19 protein-coding genes are annotated in these 15,874 nt (G+C 65.3%); 9 read left to right on the top strand and 10 right to left on the bottom strand.

Annotated features, from left to right (window positions below; genetic code table 11):
• Window positions 1–16 precede the first annotated feature (16 nt).
• On the bottom strand, window positions 17–196 hold the full coding sequence (locus ACSKB9_RS18550) for a hypothetical protein (RefSeq protein ID WP_438074772.1): 180 nt from the start codon (window positions 194–196) through the stop codon (window positions 17–19).
• Between ACSKB9_RS18550 and ACSKB9_RS18545 the strand changes: the two genes are divergently transcribed.
• Window positions 195–902 carry a glutathione binding-like protein gene (locus tag ACSKB9_RS18545; RefSeq protein ID WP_438074770.1) on the top strand — a complete coding sequence of 236 codons (708 nt, stop codon included), beginning with the start codon at window positions 195–197 and terminating at the stop codon, window positions 900–902. The genes ACSKB9_RS18550 and ACSKB9_RS18545 overlap by 2 nt on opposite strands.
• A gap of 118 nt (window positions 903–1,020) precedes the next feature.
• Here ACSKB9_RS18545 and ACSKB9_RS18540 read toward each other — a convergent pair whose 3' ends face one another.
• The gene (locus ACSKB9_RS18540) at window positions 1,021–1,812 is read right to left on the bottom strand and encodes a crotonase/enoyl-CoA hydratase family protein (protein WP_438074768.1); all 792 of its coding nucleotides are present in this window, start codon (window positions 1,810–1,812) and stop codon (window positions 1,021–1,023) included.
• A 93-nt stretch (window positions 1,813–1,905) separates the two neighbouring features.
• Here ACSKB9_RS18540 and ACSKB9_RS18535 point away from each other — a divergent pair, with 93 nt between their 5' ends.
• A complete protein-coding gene (locus ACSKB9_RS18535; protein WP_438074766.1) occupies window positions 1,906–2,502 on the top strand; it encodes a TetR/AcrR family transcriptional regulator in 597 nt (198 codons plus the stop codon).
• Window positions 2,503–2,608: 106 nt separating this feature from the next.
• Here the strand turns inward: ACSKB9_RS18535 and ACSKB9_RS18530 are convergent, their stop codons facing one another.
• Window positions 2,609–3,283, bottom strand: coding sequence for an HAD family hydrolase (locus tag ACSKB9_RS18530; RefSeq protein ID WP_438074764.1), 675 nt, complete (start codon window positions 3,281–3,283; stop codon window positions 2,609–2,611).
• A gap of 327 nt (window positions 3,284–3,610) precedes the next feature.
• Here ACSKB9_RS18530 and ACSKB9_RS18525 point away from each other — a divergent pair, with 327 nt between their 5' ends.
• The 3 genes from ACSKB9_RS18525 to ACSKB9_RS18515 all read left to right on the top strand — a co-directional run bounded on the left by ACSKB9_RS18525 (window position 3,611) and on the right by ACSKB9_RS18515 (window position 6,845).
• Entirely contained in the window at window positions 3,611–5,194 is a 1,584-nt protein-coding gene (locus tag ACSKB9_RS18525) for a DUF1800 domain-containing protein (protein ID WP_438074762.1), read from the top strand.
• A complete protein-coding gene (locus tag ACSKB9_RS18520) occupies window positions 5,191–6,420 on the top strand; it encodes a DUF1501 domain-containing protein (protein ID WP_438074760.1) in 1,230 nt (409 codons plus the stop codon). Before ACSKB9_RS18525 ends, ACSKB9_RS18520 begins: the two co-directional genes overlap by 4 nt.
• An 80-nt stretch (window positions 6,421–6,500) precedes the next feature.
• Window positions 6,501–6,845, top strand: a complete 345-nt coding sequence (locus ACSKB9_RS18515; protein WP_253606874.1) for an endonuclease domain-containing protein — start codon at window positions 6,501–6,503, stop codon at window positions 6,843–6,845.
• Window positions 6,846–6,911: 66 nt separating this feature from the next.
• Here the strand turns inward: ACSKB9_RS18515 and ACSKB9_RS18510 are convergent, their stop codons facing one another.
• The 3 genes from ACSKB9_RS18510 to ACSKB9_RS18500 all read right to left on the bottom strand — a co-directional run bounded on the left by ACSKB9_RS18510 (window position 6,912) and on the right by ACSKB9_RS18500 (window position 9,505).
• Window positions 6,912–7,853: an aldo/keto reductase gene (locus tag ACSKB9_RS18510; RefSeq protein ID WP_438074758.1), complete on the bottom strand. Its 942-nt coding sequence runs from the start codon at window positions 7,851–7,853 to the stop codon at window positions 6,912–6,914.
• Window positions 7,854–8,124: 271 nt separating this feature from the next.
• Complete coding sequence (locus ACSKB9_RS18505) at window positions 8,125–8,586, bottom strand: N-acetyltransferase family protein (protein ID WP_438074756.1); 462 nt, start codon at window positions 8,584–8,586, stop codon at window positions 8,125–8,127.
• A 103-nt stretch (window positions 8,587–8,689) separates the two neighbouring features.
• Window positions 8,690–9,505, bottom strand: coding sequence for a PAS domain-containing protein (locus tag ACSKB9_RS18500; RefSeq protein WP_438074754.1), 816 nt, complete (start codon window positions 9,503–9,505; stop codon window positions 8,690–8,692).
• Window positions 9,506–9,717: 212 nt separating this feature from the next.
• On the opposite strand from ACSKB9_RS18500, the gene ACSKB9_RS18495 reads away from it, so the two are divergent.
• Window positions 9,718–10,071: a DMT family protein gene (locus ACSKB9_RS18495; protein WP_076829887.1), complete on the top strand. Its 354-nt coding sequence runs from the start codon at window positions 9,718–9,720 to the stop codon at window positions 10,069–10,071.
• Between the two features lie 120 nt (window positions 10,072–10,191).
• On the opposite strand, the gene ACSKB9_RS18490 is transcribed toward ACSKB9_RS18495, so the two are convergent.
• The 3 genes from ACSKB9_RS18490 to ACSKB9_RS18480 all read right to left on the bottom strand — a co-directional run bounded on the left by ACSKB9_RS18490 (window position 10,192) and on the right by ACSKB9_RS18480 (window position 11,419).
• On the bottom strand, window positions 10,192–10,347 hold the full coding sequence (locus ACSKB9_RS18490) for a hypothetical protein (RefSeq protein ID WP_168859260.1): 156 nt from the start codon (window positions 10,345–10,347) through the stop codon (window positions 10,192–10,194).
• Window positions 10,348–10,408: 61 nt separating this feature from the next.
• Entirely contained in the window at window positions 10,409–10,585 is a 177-nt protein-coding gene (locus ACSKB9_RS18485; protein ID WP_168859259.1) for a hypothetical protein, read from the bottom strand.
• A gap of 180 nt (window positions 10,586–10,765) precedes the next feature.
• Window positions 10,766–11,419: a glutathione S-transferase family protein gene (locus ACSKB9_RS18480; protein WP_057015955.1), complete on the bottom strand. Its 654-nt coding sequence runs from the start codon at window positions 11,417–11,419 to the stop codon at window positions 10,766–10,768.
• 616 nt (window positions 11,420–12,035) lie between these two features.
• Here ACSKB9_RS18480 and ACSKB9_RS18475 point away from each other — a divergent pair.
• From ACSKB9_RS18475 to ACSKB9_RS18465, 3 genes are all read left to right on the top strand, one after another.
• Window positions 12,036–13,238 carry a pyridoxal phosphate-dependent aminotransferase gene (locus ACSKB9_RS18475; RefSeq protein ID WP_028340563.1) on the top strand — a complete coding sequence of 401 codons (1,203 nt, stop codon included), beginning with the start codon at window positions 12,036–12,038 and terminating at the stop codon, window positions 13,236–13,238.
• 243 nt (window positions 13,239–13,481) lie between these two features.
• Entirely contained in the window at window positions 13,482–14,003 is a 522-nt protein-coding gene (locus tag ACSKB9_RS18470) for a DUF992 domain-containing protein (protein ID WP_057015953.1), read from the top strand.
• 321 nt (window positions 14,004–14,324) lie between these two features.
• The gene (locus ACSKB9_RS18465) at window positions 14,325–14,807 is read left to right on the top strand and encodes a DUF992 domain-containing protein (RefSeq protein ID WP_168859258.1); all 483 of its coding nucleotides are present in this window, start codon (window positions 14,325–14,327) and stop codon (window positions 14,805–14,807) included.
• A gap of 56 nt (window positions 14,808–14,863) precedes the next feature.
• On the opposite strand, the gene ACSKB9_RS18460 is transcribed toward ACSKB9_RS18465, so the two are convergent.
• Window positions 14,864–15,796, bottom strand: coding sequence for an alpha/beta fold hydrolase (locus tag ACSKB9_RS18460; protein ID WP_438074750.1), 933 nt, complete (start codon window positions 15,794–15,796; stop codon window positions 14,864–14,866).
• Window positions 15,797–15,874 lie beyond the last annotated feature (78 nt).

Here is a 15,874-nt window from a genome sequence, read left to right as displayed (position 1 = left end):
ACTAAACACGTTGAGCCTAGGAGCAATCGGGACGCGGCTCAATCGGGCACTTGCGCTGGCCGCAGATCACATTCGCGCACGGTGCAATGCGCGCGCCATTGACTTGGGTGCGGTTATGCGCCCAAGTCAATGCATTCGCATCTTTCTCGCCGATGCGCGGCATCGGCAGTCCCTGGCAATGCAGGATCACGCCCATGATCGACCTTCACTACTGGTCCACGCCGAACGGTCACAAGGTAACGATGTTCCTTGAGGAGACCGGATTGGAGTACAGGATTTTCCCGGTGAACATCGGCAAAGGCGATCAGTTCAAGCCGGAGTTTTTGCAGATCGCGCCGAACAACCGCATCCCCGCAATTCTCGATCACGCGCCGAAGGGCGGCGGCAAGCCGCTACAGCTGTTCGAGTCCGGCGCGATCCTGCTCTATCTCGCCGAGAAGACCGGACGATTCCTGCCGGCCGATATCCATGGCCGCTATGACGCGATCCAGTGGACGTTCTGGCAGATGGGCGGGCTCGGGCCGATGGCCGGGCAGAACCACCATTTCCGCAACTACGCCGTCGAGAAGCTGCCTTACGCGATCGACCGCTACGTCAACGAGACCAACCGGCTCTACGGCGTGCTCAACAAGCGGCTCGCCGATCGCGAATTCGTCGCCGGCGACTACTCGATCGCCGACATGGCGAGCTATCCGTGGGTCGTGCCCTACAAGAACCAGGGCCAGGAGATCGACGATTTTCCGCATCTGAAGCGCTGGTTGGAGACGATCGGCAAGCGCCCGGCGACCGTGCGCGCCTATGCCAAGGCGAAGGAGGTCAATCCGAATTTCGGCCAGCCCGCGATCCGCACCGAGGAAGAGCGCAAGCTCTTGTTCGGGCAGACCGCGGCCGTGGTGCGGTAGGGCGAACTCCTCCGTCATTGCGAGGAGCGAAGCGACGAAGCAATCCATCTTTCCGCGTATGCGGGTCGATGGATTGCTTCGCTTCGCTCGCAATGACGGATGTAGCACTCGCGGGTTTTCAAGCCCCGACATACCTCGCCGGCCGCCGTTCCTTCCACGCAGCTAACCCCTCGGCGAGATCGCGGCCCGGCACCAGCGCGGCGAACTGCTCGCTCTCGACCAAAAGGCCCTCGGCAATCGGCATGTTGAGCCCGCGCGTCACCGCGGTGATGGTGCCGGCGACGGATCCGGGCGAATGCCTGGTGATCCGGTCGGCGAGTTCGCGCGCGGCGGTCAGCAACTGATCATGCGGCACGACCTGATTGACCAGCCCGATCTCGCGCGCATGCTCGGGCGGGAACGGATCGCCCGTCAGCAGCAATTCAAGTCCGCGCTTGCGTCCCGCCAGCCGTGGCAGCCGCTGCGTGCCGCCGAAGGTCGGGGGCATGCCGAGCTTGATCTCGGGCTTTGCAAATTGCGCGCGGTCGCTGGCGACAGCGAGATGTACCGCCTCGGTGATCTCGCAGCCGCCGCCGAAGGCGAGCCCGTTGATCGCGGCGATCACGGGCTTCTTGAATGCCTCGAGCCGCGCGGTCATGGCTTGTCCCCGTCGGACGAAGTCGCGCACCGCGACGGCCGCTCCCTGTTTGACGCTCCCAGAGAATTCGTGGATGTCGGCGCCGGCCGAGAAGGCGCGCTCGCCGGCACCGGTCAGGATCACCGCGCGCACCTCAGCGTCGCCCTCGATGCGATCGAGCGCCGCCATCAGCTGATCGATCAGCGCATAGTTCAGCGCGTTGAGCTGCTCGGGACGGTTCAATGTCATCAGGGCGATCCCGTCGCTGATCTCGAGCAGGATGGGTTCGGGCATGGTGCGCTCTCCGGCATGGCTGTTTCGTGTCTGCGCCGAACGTATGGCCAGCCGGAATTTGTGTATATTCACTGGTTAGTATACATACGCAGAATGCCCAGACCTTCCGAGCCCACCCGCGAGCGCATCGTCCAGGCGGCGAGCGCGCTGTTCTACAATGAAGGCATCCGCCGCGTCAGCGTCGACGAGGTCGCCGCCAAGGCCGGCCTCACCAAGCGCACGCTGTATTATCACTTCAAGAGCAAGGATGACCTCGTCGCCGCCTATCTCGCCGCGCGCGACCAGCCCAATCTCGCGCTGTTCCGAAAGTGGTTCGCGGAGGCCGAGGGCGGCCTGGCGGTGAAGGTCGAGGCGATCTTCAAGAACCTCGCGCGCTCGGCGCGGCACCCGAAGTGGAAGGGCTGCGGCTTCCTGCGCACCTCCGCCGAACTGGCCAACATGCCCGGGCATCCCGCGATCAGGATCGGCGCCGCGCACAAGAAGAAGTTCGAGGACTGGCTGCGCGCGACCTTTGCGGAAGCGGAGATTGTCGATCCGCTCAAGCTGGCGCGGCAGATCCTGCTGCTGCTGGACGGATCATTCGCCGTGGTGCTGCTGCACCGTGACGCGAGTTATATGGAAACGGCCGGCGAGGCTGCGCGCACGCTGATCGAGACGGCGCTGGGGAAGCAGGGGCGTAAGCGGGGTTAGGACAGGACGAGAGTAGGTTGAATGGTAGTCGCGAAGGCGGTGCGCTCCCTCTCCCGCACGCGAGAGAGGTGCAGCAGCCTGCGGCGAGACCTTCTCGCAATGACGATTAAAGCGCGCCGCGCTCCTGCATCAGCGCCAGCACGGCGTTGAGATCCGGCAACACGGCTGCGCATTTCGCACGGGTCTCGTCGGTCGGTGGCGCCATGTCCGGCACCATCAGCGTGATCGCGCCGGCGGCGTGGGCGGCGGCGACGCCGTGGTTGGAGTCTTCCACCGCGATGCAGGACGCCGACCTCACGCCGAGCCGCGCGGCGGCCTTGAGATAGAGCTCCGGATCCGGCTTGCCCTGCGCGACATCGTCAAGCGTCAGCAACGTGTCGAAGCGCGCGCGGATGCCGGCGAGGGTGAGGTTGCGTTCGGCAGAGCGGCGCGAGGACGAGGTGACGATCGCCATTGGGCGCTCCGCGGCGGCGATGGCGTCGAGCAGATCGAGCGTGCCTGATTTGAGCGGCAGGCCCGACTGCATCATCCGATCGCGATGTTCGAGGAAGGCCAGGTCGACCGCCTCCAGCGGAAACGTCGCGCCGTAATGATCGCGCAGCATCGCCTCGCAGACCGGGCCGGGAAGGCCGACCATGGAATGGCACAGCGCGACGACGTCGTCGGTGTAGCCGCACACGTTCAGCGCCGCGACCAGGCTGTCGAAGTAGACCTTCTCGGTGTCGAGCAGCGTGCCGTCCATGTCGAGCAGGACGGCGTCGACGGTCCAGCGTGCCTTCACGTGGCGCTCACCGCTGCTTGCTGTTCCGCGAGCTTCCGCAAGCATGCGGGGCACAGGCAGTCGCCGCTATCGGTCGGCATCGGCAGGCGAAAACTCTCATCGGAGCACCAGCATGCTCCCGTGAGCGAGCAGGAAAATTCGCTGCCGCATGCCGTGCAGGCAAGCCGGCGCGGAGATGCTGGTTGGGGACGATCGTTTGACGAGAGGTCCATTCTAACCGCGATTTAATGCGCGAATTAATCTCGGGTTCATCCCGGACCGCGCTATGATGCCAGGCAACTGATATAGCCGGGATAGGCCGCCAAGGAAATCGTCAAGGGAATTCTGATGGCCCGTGATTCGCAAGCCGCGCTGGTTGCCCTCAACCGGTTTGGATTCGGCGCCCGCGGCGGGGCGTCCGGCGACTTCATCAACGCGGCCTCCGATCCGCGCGGTTTCGTGCTGGCGGAACTGGCGCGTCCGAACGGCGCGCTGCTCGAAGTGCCGGGCTTGCTTTCGACACCCGAACTCGGCAAGCAGGTGTTCGATTATCAGTTCGAGATCCAGCAGGCGCGCAACGCCGCGAAGGCCGCGCAGCAAGGCGCGAGCGAGACGTCGCCGCAGGGGCCGGACACGAAGTCGCGGCAGCGGCGCAATCTGTCGCTGTCCACTGCCGCCAAGGAGATCGCCGGAAAAGATCCGACAATGCAGGCGCAGGGCGCCGATGGCGCCAATGCGGCGATGACGCCGTCGGCTCCGATGCAGCCTCCGACGATGCAGACGGTGGCTGGTCCGCCCAAGCCGCCGGCGCAACCGCTCAACATCATCCAGAAGACATTCCGTGCCGAGGCGCTGGCGCGGCTGCAGCGCGGCGTGGTCGCCGATTGCGGCTTCGTCGAACGGCTCGTGGTGTTCTGGTCCAACCACTTCTGCATCTCCGCCAACAAGGGCGCGCTGGCGCGGATGTGGGCCGGCTCGTTCGAGCGCGAGGCGATCCGTCCGCATGTGCTCGGCCGTTTCCCGGACATGCTGAAGGCCGTCGAGCAGCATCCGGCGATGCTGTTCTTTCTCGACAATCAGCAATCGCTCGGCCCGGAGTCGCGCGCCGGCATCAACCGCAATCGCGGCCTGAACGAGAACCTCGCGCGCGAGATCATGGAGCTGCATACGCTCGGCATCGGCGGCGGCTACACCCAGGACGACGTGACCTCGCTGGCGCGCGTCATCACCGGCTGGACCTTTGCCGGCCGTCGTGGCCAGTTAGGTGTGCCCGGCAGCTTCGTGTTCAACGTCAATGCGCACCAGCCCGGACCGCAGCAGGTGCTCGGCAAGACCTACGCGCAGGCGGGCGTTGCGCAGGGCGAGGCGGTGCTGTCGGACATCGCGCGGCATCCCTCGACCGCAAAATTCATCGCGACCAAGTTCGCGCGCCACTTCGTTGCCGACGATCCGCCGCCGGCGCTGGTGGCGAGGCTGCAGGATACATTCACGAAAACGGACGGCGATCTCAGGGCGCTGGCCACCGCGCTCGTTCAGTCCAGCGAGGCCTGGCAGGCGCCGCTGACAAAGATGCGTTCGCCTTACGAATTCCTGGTCGCCTCCGGCCGCCTGCTGGCGCGCAATCCCGAGGATCCGGGCCGCTATCTCAGCGGCCTCAACGTGCTCGGCCAGCCCTTGTGGTCGCCGGCCGGGCCGAACGGTTTTCCGGACACCGCCGCGGCCTGGGCGGCACCTGAAGGCGTCAAGCTCAGGCTCGACATTTCGGCGCAAGTCGCCTCCCAGCTCGCCGACCGGTTCGACCCGCGCGACCTGCTCGAACTCATTGCCGCCGATGCCGCCTCGCCCGAGACGCGGCGCACCATCGAGCGCGCGGAATCGCGGCAGCAGGCGCTGGCGCTGCTGTTGATGTCGCCCGAGTTCCAGAGGAGATGACGATGGAATGCTCCGAGAGCCTGATGCTGCAGGCGACGTCGCGGCGCGCGCTGCTGCTCGGCGGCGCCTCGTTTGCGGCCTGGGCCTACTTGCCGAAATTCGCGCGCGCCGCCGATGTCCGCGATCCGCGCTTCGTCACCATCATCCTGCGCGGCGCGCTCGACGGTCTTGCCACGGTCGCCCCGGTCGGCGACCCTGATTATGCCGGCCTGCACGGCGCGATCGCGCTGCGCCCCGATGGCCCGAACGCGGCGGTGATGCTGGATCAGTTCTTCGCCCTGCATCCGGCGATGCCGGAATTTTCGCGGATGTATCGCGCCAAGCAGGCCGCGGTGGTTCATGCGGTGGCGACCTCCTATCGCGATCGCTCGCATTTCGACGGTCAGGACGTGCTGGAAAGTGGCTTCCCCGGTCCGGGCCGCGTGCAGTCCGGCTGGCTCAATCGCGCGCTGGAAGCCTTGCCGAAAGGCGAGCGGGTGACGAGCGCGCTCGCGGTCGGCCCGACCACGCCGCTGGTGCTGCGCGGCGCGGCGCCGACCGTCGGCTGGGCCCCGACCGCGCTGCCGCAAGCCGCCGACGACACCGCGATGCGGCTGCTCGATCTCTATCAGCACCGCGATCCGGCGCTGGCGAGCGCGCTGACGCAAGGCTTGCAGCTCGAGAAGCAGGCGCAGGGCGACGAGATGAAGCCGAAGCCCGGAGCGGGCGGCGAGGCGGCGATGCGCCTCGTGGCGCGCGGCGCCGCGAAATTGATGGCGGCCGATGACGGCCCGCGGATCGGTGCGCTCGCCTTCGATGGCTGGGACACCCACGCCAATGAAGGCGGGCCGGTCGGCCGGCTCGCGCAGCTGCTCGGCGGCCTCGACGGCGCGCTGGCGGAATTCCAGAGCGGCCTCGGCGCGCGCTGGCGCGACACCGTGATCGTGGTCGCGACCGAGTTCGGCCGCACCGCGCGCATCAACGGCACCGAGGGCACCGACCACGGCACCGGCACCATCGCGCTGCTCGCCGGCGGCGCGGTGAATGGCGGCCGCATGATCACCGACTGGCCCGGCCTCAAGCCCGCCAATCTCTACCAGGCCCGCGACCTGGCCCCGACCACCGACCTGCGCGCCGTGATCAAGGGCGTGCTGCACGACCAGTTCGGCCTCGGCGAGCGCGTGCTGGCCGATGCCGTGTTTCCGGACAGCGCCCCGGTAAAGCCGATGAAGGGGCTGGTGGCTTGACTTCCTCAACCTCTCCCCGCTCTTTGCGGGGAGAGGTCGGAAGCGACGCATCGCGTTGCTTCCGGGTGAGGGGCAGGGCAATGCGTGGCCGCAAGGAAACACCTATCCGACTCGCGAGAGGGCTGCGCGCCAATCAAACGGACGCGGAGACCGTGCTTTGGAATCGCATCCGCAATCGCCAGATTGATGGCCATAAGTTCGCACGGCAGGTGCCGGTCGGGAGTTACATTTGCGACTTCGTCTGCCGCGAGCGACGGCTCGTGATCGAAGTGGATGGCGGTCAGCACGCGGACTCAGCTGCAGACGTGGTCCGGGACCGGTATCTCACCGGGGAGGGCTATCGCGTGCTTCGCTTCTGGAACAACGATGTGCTCGGCAACGTCGAGGGTGTGTTGATTACAATTCAGACTGAGTTGCGCGGATAGATGCCCCTCCCCCAACCCTCTCCCCGTGAAGGACGGGGAGAGGGAGCGGAGAGAGTGCCGTTCGCTTCACGCCTTCGTTATCCCATCGATCTCCGCCATCTCCTCCGCGGAGAGCTTCCAGCTGATCGCCTTGACGTTCTGCTCGATCTGCTCGGGACGCGTCGCCCCGGCGATGACGCTTGCGACTTGCGGGCGGGCGGCGAGCCAGGAGAAGGCGAGCTCGAGCATGGCGTGGCCGCGCTCCCTGGCAAACGCCTGCAGCTTCTCGACGATGTCCTCGTTGCGCGGCGTGACGTAGCGATCCTTCAGGGCCGGCGCCTTGGCGAAGCGGGTATCGGCGGGTGCAGCGGCGCCGCGCTGGTACTTGCCGGTCAACAGGCCGCTGGCGAGCGGGAAGAACGGCAGCAGGCCGAGATTGTATTGCTGCGTCGCCGGCAGCAGGTCCTTCTCGATGTCGCGCACCAGGAGGCTGTATTCGTCCTGGCAGGACACGAAGCGGTTCATGTTCATCTGGCGCGCGACGTACTCGGCTTCGGCGATCCGCCAGGCCGGGAAGTTGGAGTTGCCGATGTAGCGCACCTTGCCCTGGCGGACGAGATCGTCGAGCGCGCGCAGCGTCTCGTCGATCGGGGTGAGCGGATCGTAGTCGTGCTGCTGGTAGAGATCGATATAGTCGGTCTTCAGGCGAGTGAGGCTCGCTTCGACTGCGGACATGATGTAGCGCCGCGAGGCGCCCTGCTTGGTGCCGTCGGTCGCCATCGGCTTGGAGAATTTGGTGGCGAGCACGATGTCCTTGCGGCGGTCGCCCAGCACGGTGCCGAGCACGGTCTCCGAGCCGCCCATGCCGGCATAGATGTCGGCGGTGTCGAACAGCGTGATGCCGAGATCGATCGCCTTGTGGATCACCTTGCGCGAGGTTTCGAGGTCGGTGCGCTGGCCGAAATTGTTGCAGCCGAGGCCGACCGCGGACACGCGCAGCCCGGAGCCGCCGAGATTACGAACTTCCATGAGACAATCCTGTGGGATGGGCGAGGGGTGCCGCGCATTGTGACGCGCTGTCCCGAGCCCGGCAAGGTGCCGTCCTACCGCCGATCACGCATGGCGGTGTCGCAAAATGAGATGTCGCAAAAAAAGCGGTCCCGGTCAGACGCGGCGACTGACGGGGACCGCTTGGCGAAGATCTGAGACGGGGGGCCTGATCTGCGCGAGCGGAAGCCTAGCCGGGCTTTGTAACGTGCCGGTGACACCTCTGTTCAATCCACAGGCCGCGAAGATCCGCTCAGACAATCTTGCGATAGATGACGAAGCCCGGCTTGTCCGCGACCTTGTCATAAAGCTGCATCGCGGTGTGGTTGGTCTCATGCGTCTGCCAGTAGACGCGTGGCGATCCCGCGAGCCTGGCCTGCGCGTAAACGCCGTTGATCAACGCGCGGCCAACGCCCTTGCCGCGCGTGGCTTCGCTGGTGAACAGATCCTGCAAATAGCAGGTTGGCGCGATCGCCGTGGTCGAGCGGTGAAACAGATAATGCGTCAGCCCGAGCAATTTGCCGCCGGCGTCGGCGACCAGCGCGTGCACCGGCTCATAGGCATCGAAGAAACGCTCCCACGTCATCGCAGTGATCTCGGGCGCGAGCGCGGTCGGCCCGGATCGCTCATAGAAGGCATTGTAGCCGTCCCATAGAGGAAGCCACTGGGCGTAGTCGTCGCGGTTGACGAAGCGGATGGTGACGTCGTTGGCCATGGAGGATTCCTGGATGATCCTGCGTTGCGGGCGATGTCTCCGCACGGCTCGCAAGGTTCTACCGTCGCTATCTCGCAGGATCAATTGCGGACGAGGTCGCGCGTCACTCGGCGGCGCGCAGCAATCGCGCCAGACGGCGCTCGCGCCCGGCGCGCTGCGCCCGATATTCATCGGCCTTCGCGGGATCGTCGGTGTGCCGCACGAGGTCGGTGACCGGCGTGTAGCTCAGCATGCGGCCGCCGTCCGGCAGTGCGGTGCAGCTGAAACGCAGCACCTGGCCGTCGGCGAGGTTGAGATTGATCGGCGTGGAGTTGCCGGCGCGCATCATCGCGATGCGCTCGGCGATGAACGCGCTCAGCTCGTCTTCCGGCAGTTCATAGGCGCCGGTGTCGCGGCCGTGATACATCAGCGCGACGAAGGGCGGCTTGCTCTCGGCCTGCGCATCCGACAGCGCGAAATAGTCGCGGAAGGCGCGGTTGATGAATTCGGCGCGGGTGTCGGCGTCGAGCAGCACGATGCCGATGTCGACCTGGTCGAGCGCGGCGGCGAGCCGCTCCGCGGTGGCGTGATGCTGCTGGTCCGCGGCAAAGGCGTCGATCCATTTCTGCCGCAGCATTCCGGTGATCACGGCGGTGCCGGCCGCGGTCGCCGCCAGCATCAGCATCCGCGCGACGTCGGCCGTGTCGTAACCGGGCAGCGCGCGATGATTGAGGAAGAACAGCGCCGAGGCGGCCACCGCGATCGCGGCGGAGATCAGCCCGGAGGTGATGCCGCTGATCGAGCTCGCAAGCGCCACGATGCAGACGAACAGCGGCGCGGGATTGGGGACGGCGACAACGAGGCGATCGAGCAGGAAGGCGGCGGATGCCGTGATCGCCGTCAGGGCCGGACCTGAAATTGCACGCCAGTCGAACCGCATGCGCGTTCTCGCTATCTATCAAACGAACGATAAAGCCGCAGTTTGACGACAGGGCCGCAACCGCGCCGGCATTTCTGTCCCGACGGTTAAGCGGGCGTTGCGGGGGCCGAACCAGCTTTCGCTGCTTTCAAATCAAATGATATGCAGATCGGCACGGAACCCGGTTCCGTGCCTGCGGGTTACCGCGTGCTTTGCTTGCAAGAGGACATTCGATGCCCGCCATTTCGCCGTCGCTGCTGCCGATCCTGATGCTGTTCGCCTCGAACGTCTTCATGACCTTCGCCTGGTACGGCCATCTCAAGTTCAAGGATCACTCGCTCCCCATCGTCATCATGGTGAGCTGGGGCATCGCCTTCTTCGAGTACTGGCTGGCAGTGCCGGCCAATCGCTGGGGCAGCGCGGTCTACTCGGCGGCGCAGCTCAAGACCATGCAGGAGGTGATCACGCTGGTCGTGTTCGCCGCCTTCTCGGTGTTGTACCTGAAGGAGCCGCTGGGCTGGAATCACGCGCTCGGATTTGCCTTCATCGCCGCCGGCGCGTTTCTGATCTTCCACAAATGGGGCTAGAGCATCTTCGGTTCTGATTGAATCAGAACCGAAGCTCTGAATTCTTGTTTTGACGCGTTTTCTTCACGCGAACCGGTTTCCACTTCGCTCGAAAACGCTCTAATGCGCTTTGCGCCTGAGCTAGTGGTGCGGGGCCGGCTTGGCGGTCGGCGTCGTGACATGCGCGGGGCGTGCACGGTCTTCGCCTTGCGTGCCGGTCACGATCAGGAGCGATGCCGCCAGCAGGATCGCCGCCGACAGCGTCACGGTCACCAGTCCGACGGGGGTCTTCATCATGTCGCGCCGCTGTCTCTCCCGCGCCTTGCCGCGGATCAGGTGCCAACCGGAAATTGCTTGATTAGGCCGGGATCGCCGTTGCCATGGTGATGTTGCTCGACAGCACCGTCACGGCGACGACCAGGCACAGCGTCAGCGCGCCGAGCGCGAGCGACGCGGCGATCGCGTTCGTCAGCCGGGATGATGCCACCGGGGCAGGGCGGCCATCGAAGCCTGCCGTGCCGGACCACCGTTTCATGGTCTAAATCCCTCAGGCCGCGAGCGAATCACTCGCGACATCCGCGCGAATCTGCCGGTTGTCACCGGCAACATTGCGGCGGTGGCGCCGTCCAAAAATGGCTAAAATACGGCGGTGGCGCGAGTTTTGCCCGTTATTTGGGCAGTTTCCCCGTTATTCCCTAGATTCACACCCGGCCGTTCAGACGCCGGCCGCGAGGCGAGGCTCAGGCTCGGCCTCGGTACCAGGCTGCCAGTCCATCGAGACAAATCCGGGGGTCTGCTCGACCCGCTTGAGCCAGGCGCGGATCGACGGAAAGGTCGCCAGGTCGAAGTCGCAGCGGTCGGCGACGTGGGTGTAGCCGTAAAGGGCGATGTCGGCGACGGTGAGCTGTCCGGCGGCGAAATAGGCGTGTTCCTTGAGGTGATTTTCCATCACCTGCAGCGCCGCATAGCCGCGCTCCATCCAGTCCTCCAGCGCGTGCGTCTGCAGGTCGCGTCCGCCCTTGACCAGCGACAGCCAGAAATAGGCGGCGCCGATGTTCGGCTCCAGCGCGTGCTGCTCGAAGAACATCCACTGCAGCGCCTCGGCGCGCTCGATCCGCGACTCCGGCGCCAGCGGCGTGCCGATCGCGACGTACCAGAGGATGGCATTGGACTCGGCGAGATGGCGGCCCTCGGCGACCTCGAGCAGCGGCACCTGGCCGCTCGGATTCTTGGCCAGGAATTCCGGCGTGCGGCTCTCGCCGCGCAGGATGTCGATCTCGATCGCCTCGTACGGCGTGTTCAGCACGGCAAGCGCCAGCCGGACCTTGTAGCTGTTGCCGGAGCGCTGCATCGAATAGAGCTTGTACATTGCGTCGTGGTTCACTCGGTCAGGGAGACGGTACGCTTAAAAATTGCGCGGCCTGTCACACCGCAACGCCGCTAAACAATGATGCTGACGGGGGTGCGTCGCAAGCCCTGCAGTGTGGAAAAAGTCGAAACGTCTACTGCACTGCACACGTGCAGAACGATTCCATCCACACGGCAGAACAACTCGGATCACGCCTGCGCGACGCTCTGCACGGTGCCGGTCGATGGCCAAGGTCGCGACCATGGCCGGCGCGCTGCAATTCACAAACCTTAACGCGCCATCCTTGGCGGCACGACGCGCCGGTCTGCGTTGACGACCCGCCGTCAGCGCTGTCAGGCAGGTGCCGCGCGGCATTGTCCTCGGAGCAATCCGCGCCGGCGCATGCCGCCGAAGGCTCTGCCGGCAAGGCCGGAGCTATGGTCACCCGCCTTGCCGGATATGAGTCATCCGGCGCCGGAACTTGCGGAAAATTGCGCGCGCGGCGAGCCATGCGCGAAAGTTTTCGAGCTTTACCGCCAAGCTTCTTGCGGTGCAGCGGCGACAGGCCTAGGGTGCCGCGATCCCATTCAAATCAAGTCGTGGCCCTACGGCTCACGACGTTTGCCAGGAGATGATAATGGCCTTCCTGTCCGCTGCGCTCGACCGTGTGAAGCCGTCCGCGACGATCGCGGTCACGGACAAAGCACGCGCGCTGAAAGCCGCGGGCCGCAACGTCATCGGCCTCGGCGCCGGCGAGCCTGACTTCGATACGCCCGCCAACATCAAGCTGGCAGCGATCCACGCGATCGAGGCCGGCAAGACCAAGTACACCGATGTCGGCGGCATTCCGGAGCTCAAGGAAGCCATCATCAACAAGTTCGCGCGCGAGAACGGCCTGACCTACAAGCCGAACCAGGTCATCGTCGGTACCGGCGGCAAGCAGGTGCTCTACAACGCGCTGATGGCGACCATCAATCCGGGCGATGAGGTGATCATCCCGGCGCCGTACTGGGTCAGCTACCCCGAGATGGTGGCGCTCGCCGGCGGCGAGTCGGTGCCAGTGGTGTGCCCGGCCTCGACCGGCTTCAAGCTGCGTCCGGAAGATCTCGAGAAGGCGATCACGCCGAAGACCAAGTGGGTGATCCTGTGCTCGCCGTCGAACCCGACCGGCTCGGCCTATACGAAGAGCGAGCTCAAGGCGATCACCGACGTGCTGGTCAAGCATCCGCATGTCTGGGTGATGACCGACGACATGTACGAGCACCTCGTCTATGACGACTTCGTCTTCACCACGGCGGCGCAGGTCGAGCCGAGCCTGTACGATCGCACGCTGACCGTGAACGGCGTGTCGAAGGCCTACTGCATGACCGGCTGGCGCATCGGCTATGCCGGCGGCCCGGCGCAGCTGATCAAGGCGATGGCGACGATCCAGTCGCAATCGACCTCGAACCCGTCGTCGATCGCGCAGTGGGCGTCGGTCGAGGCGCTCAACGGTCCGCAGGACTTCATCGCCGCGAATAACAAGGTGTTCAAGGAACGTCGCGATCTCGTGGTGTCGATGCTCAACCAGGCGAGCGGCATCGAGTGCCCGCGGCCGGAAGGCGCGTTCTACGTCTATCCGTCCTGCGCCGGCACGATCGGCAAGAAGGCGCCGTCGGGCAAGCTGATCGACAACGACGAGGCGTTCGTTACCGAATTGCTCGAGAGCGAAGGCGTTGCCGTGGTGCAGGGATCGGCATTCGGGCTCGGACCCGCGTTCCGCATCTCCTACGCCACCAAGACTTCCGATCTCGAGGATGCCTGCAAGCGTATCCAGCGCTTCTGCGGTAATCTGCGGTAGGTCGATCCGAAATCAAGAAACGCTCCCGCACCTGGTGCGGGAGCGTTTTTGTTTGTGCGCTGAAATCGCGCCGGTAAATTCGACGAGTCAAATCACATCCTGCTCACCTCACGCGCGTGTGTGCGAACATCGATGCCACACGCGGGAAGTTTTTACGGCGTCTTTGCGCGCTGCCTTGTTTTGGACACGAGCCTTCCTTCCTGTCCGCCGCGCAAATTCAGTTCACCTTGCGGAGACAGTTCAATGCGACTTTCGACCCTCACCCTTGCAGCGCTTGCGTTGCTGGCGCCGTTCGCCACCGCCAACGCGGCGCCTCAGGTTCAAGCCGGGGTCCTGCAATGCCAGGGCGGCGAGAATGTCGGCTTCGTTGTCGGCTCTGTCGCGCGCCTCGAATGCGTGTTTCAGAGCGGCGGCCGTCGGCCCGAGCCCTATGTTGCGACCGTGAAGCGGATCGGCGTCGACCTTGGCGTCACCGCGACGACCCAGCTCGCCTGGGCCGTGAGCGCGCCGACCACCCAGCTCCCGCGCGGTGCGCTGGCCGGCAGCTACGGCGGCGTCGGCGTCAACGCCTCGGTCGGCCTCGGCGCCGGCGGTAACTTCCTGTTCGGCGGCCCGAACAATGCCTATGCGCTGCAGCCGGTCAGCGTGCAGGGCCAGACCGGCCTCAACGTCGCGGCCGGCATCGCCGGGATCGATCTCGAGCCGGTCGCCTACGGCGGTCCGCGCCGTCATCATCGTCACCACCGTCATCATCACCACCACTAGATTTGTCTTAACGCGTTTTCTTCACGCGAACCGGTATCCACTTCGCTCGAAAACGCTCTAAGCTGGTCGGTGTCCGATCAAAGAGGCCCGCGAAAGCGGGCCTCTTTTTTTGTTGTCTGTTGTTTGCTGTCCGTTGCTCGATCAATCGGCAGACCCTGAGGAACATAGCAGCGCCGCAACATCTCCTGACAATCGGTGGCCGGGCACCGCAAATTCTGGCTGGACGTTCGATGTTGTGGCATAGGATGCGAACGGCGCCGCAGACACGGCGCCGTTCGGTTCTCTGCTCGCGTCATGCCTCTCAGCCGGAGACTTCCCAACATGCGTCGCTTCACTCGCCTCGCCGGTGCTGCCATTGCCACGCTGACCGCAATCGTTGGCGCCAGCGCCCAACAGCCGATCCAGCGCGTGCAGGTCGGCGTCCTTGAATGCCGCGGCGGCGCGAGCGTTGGCTTCATCGTCGGTTCCGTGACCCATCTCGGTTGCGTGCTCCGCGCCAATGGTCTGCCTGAGGATCGCTACATCGCGACCATCCAGAAGGTCGGCATCGATCTCGGCATCACCCAGGAATCGGCGCTGGCCTGGGGCGTCTACGCGCCGGTGGAGCGGCTCGGGCCGGGTGCGCTGTCCGGCAACTATGCCGGCGCGCAGGGAAGCGCGACGCTCGGCGTCGGTGTCGGCGGCAACGTGCTGGTTGGCGGCTCCGACAACACCATCGCCCTGCAGCCGCTCAGCGTGCAGGGCCAGGTCGGCATCAACATCGCCGCCGGCCTCGAAAGCCTGGAGCTGCGTCCGGGCCGCTAAAGCCGTCTAAGCATGATCTTATCGGAAAACCGCTTCGCACTTTTCCGGATCATGCTCTAACGCGCGCCCGTGCGGTTGGTCAGCGTGCCGAAGAAGCCGCTTGCTTCTTCGGCAACGATCCAGGGCGCCTCGGCGTGAACATAGTGCCCGGTCTCGACGAACCTGATCGAAGGTTCGCTCCAATAGTCTCCCAACCTGTCCGACCATTCGGGCGCGATCAACGGATCGCGGCGGCCCCAGAGAAAGCGCGACGGCACGTCGATGCGCGGCTGTGCCGGCAGCTTGCCTTCCAGCCAGAGCCGGCGATTGGGCGCGGACGAGAGATACCAGTCGAAGCCGCCCTGGATGTTGCCCGGCTTCATGAAGTTGTCGACATAGGCTTCCAGCAGGTCGCCGAACACCGCGGGATCGTCGCCCGACCAGTGGTCGAGGAAATGCCGGAAGTAGAGCCGGCATGACTCGCGCGAGCTTCCGACCAATTGCGCGGCCCATGGCAGCTGCTGGAAGTATTGATACCAGACCTCGATCAGGTGGCCGGGCTGGCCGTAGCGATAGCCGAGGCCCGGATAGGGCGTGCAGAGATAGAGCGTGCCGATCAGCCGCTGCGGATGTCGATGCGACATCGCCTGCATGACGTAGGCGCCGAGATCGCCGCCGATGACGCCGAAGCGCTGATAGTCGAGCGCGTCCATGACGGCAAACATATCCAGCGCGTGGCGCTCCGCGGTGGCGGACGCATCGGGCCCCGTTGTCGGCTTGCCGGTGTCGCCGCAGCCGCGCAAGTCGGGCGCGATCAGTTCAAAACTGTCGCCGAGGCGCAGCATCAGCGGGCGCCACACCAGCCAGAACTCCGGCCAGCCGTGAAGCAGGAGCAGCGGCGGCCCTTTGCCGAAGCGCGCGACATTGACGCGCAAATCGCCGATATCGATCTTCTGTTGCGTAATGCCTGCCGCGGCTGCTTCTGCGAAGGCTTTTTCCAGCGCCGTCATGGGGACTCCCTTTGCTTTGTCGCAGGCTGTCCGCGTTCGCGCGTCCGGTCCAATACTCGTTCGATACGGTTGCAGAGC

It is taken from the genome of Bradyrhizobium sp. BR 1433 (assembly GCF_051547665.1).
Taxonomy (GTDB): Bacteria; Pseudomonadota; Alphaproteobacteria; order Rhizobiales; family Xanthobacteraceae; genus Bradyrhizobium; species Bradyrhizobium australafricanum.
This window is presented reverse-complemented; position numbering and strand designations above follow the sequence as displayed.

Bases quoted from the DNA above. Each gene is read 5' to 3' on its own strand.
- ACSKB9_RS18550 (WP_438074772.1), bottom strand. From the start codon at position 196: ATGGGCGTGATCCTGCATTGCCAGGGACTGCCGATGCCGCGCATCGGC.
- ACSKB9_RS18485 (WP_168859259.1), bottom strand. From the start codon at position 10,585: ATGAAACGGTGGTCCGGCACGGCAGGCTTCGATGGCCGCCCTGCCCCG.
- ACSKB9_RS18505 (WP_438074756.1), bottom strand. From the start codon at position 8,586: ATGGCCAACGACGTCACCATCCGCTTCGTCAACCGCGACGACTACGCC.
- ACSKB9_RS18515 (WP_253606874.1), top strand. From the start codon at position 6,501: ATGCGTGGCCGCAAGGAAACACCTATCCGACTCGCGAGAGGGCTGCGC.
- ACSKB9_RS18490 (WP_168859260.1), bottom strand. From the start codon at position 10,347: ATGATGAAGACCCCCGTCGGACTGGTGACCGTGACGCTGTCGGCGGCG.
- ACSKB9_RS18545 (WP_438074770.1), top strand. From the start codon at position 195: ATGATCGACCTTCACTACTGGTCCACGCCGAACGGTCACAAGGTAACG.
- ACSKB9_RS18500 (WP_438074754.1), bottom strand. From the start codon at position 9,505: ATGCGGTTCGACTGGCGTGCAATTTCAGGTCCGGCCCTGACGGCGATC.
- ACSKB9_RS18460 (WP_438074750.1), bottom strand. From the start codon at position 15,796: ATGACGGCGCTGGAAAAAGCCTTCGCAGAAGCAGCCGCGGCAGGCATT.
- ACSKB9_RS18540 (WP_438074768.1), bottom strand. From the start codon at position 1,812: ATGCCCGAACCCATCCTGCTCGAGATCAGCGACGGGATCGCCCTGATG.
- ACSKB9_RS18510 (WP_438074758.1), bottom strand. From the start codon at position 7,853: ATGGAAGTTCGTAATCTCGGCGGCTCCGGGCTGCGCGTGTCCGCGGTC.
- ACSKB9_RS18470 (WP_057015953.1), top strand. From the start codon at position 13,482: ATGCGACTTTCGACCCTCACCCTTGCAGCGCTTGCGTTGCTGGCGCCG.
- ACSKB9_RS18495 (WP_076829887.1), top strand. From the start codon at position 9,718: ATGCCCGCCATTTCGCCGTCGCTGCTGCCGATCCTGATGCTGTTCGCC.
- ACSKB9_RS18525 (WP_438074762.1), top strand. From the start codon at position 3,611: ATGGCCCGTGATTCGCAAGCCGCGCTGGTTGCCCTCAACCGGTTTGGA.
- ACSKB9_RS18535 (WP_438074766.1), top strand. From the start codon at position 1,906: ATGCCCAGACCTTCCGAGCCCACCCGCGAGCGCATCGTCCAGGCGGCG.
- ACSKB9_RS18480 (WP_057015955.1), bottom strand. From the start codon at position 11,419: ATGTACAAGCTCTATTCGATGCAGCGCTCCGGCAACAGCTACAAGGTC.
- ACSKB9_RS18475 (WP_028340563.1), top strand. From the start codon at position 12,036: ATGGCCTTCCTGTCCGCTGCGCTCGACCGTGTGAAGCCGTCCGCGACG.
- ACSKB9_RS18465 (WP_168859258.1), top strand. From the start codon at position 14,325: ATGCGTCGCTTCACTCGCCTCGCCGGTGCTGCCATTGCCACGCTGACC.
- ACSKB9_RS18520 (WP_438074760.1), top strand. From the start codon at position 5,191: ATGACGATGGAATGCTCCGAGAGCCTGATGCTGCAGGCGACGTCGCGG.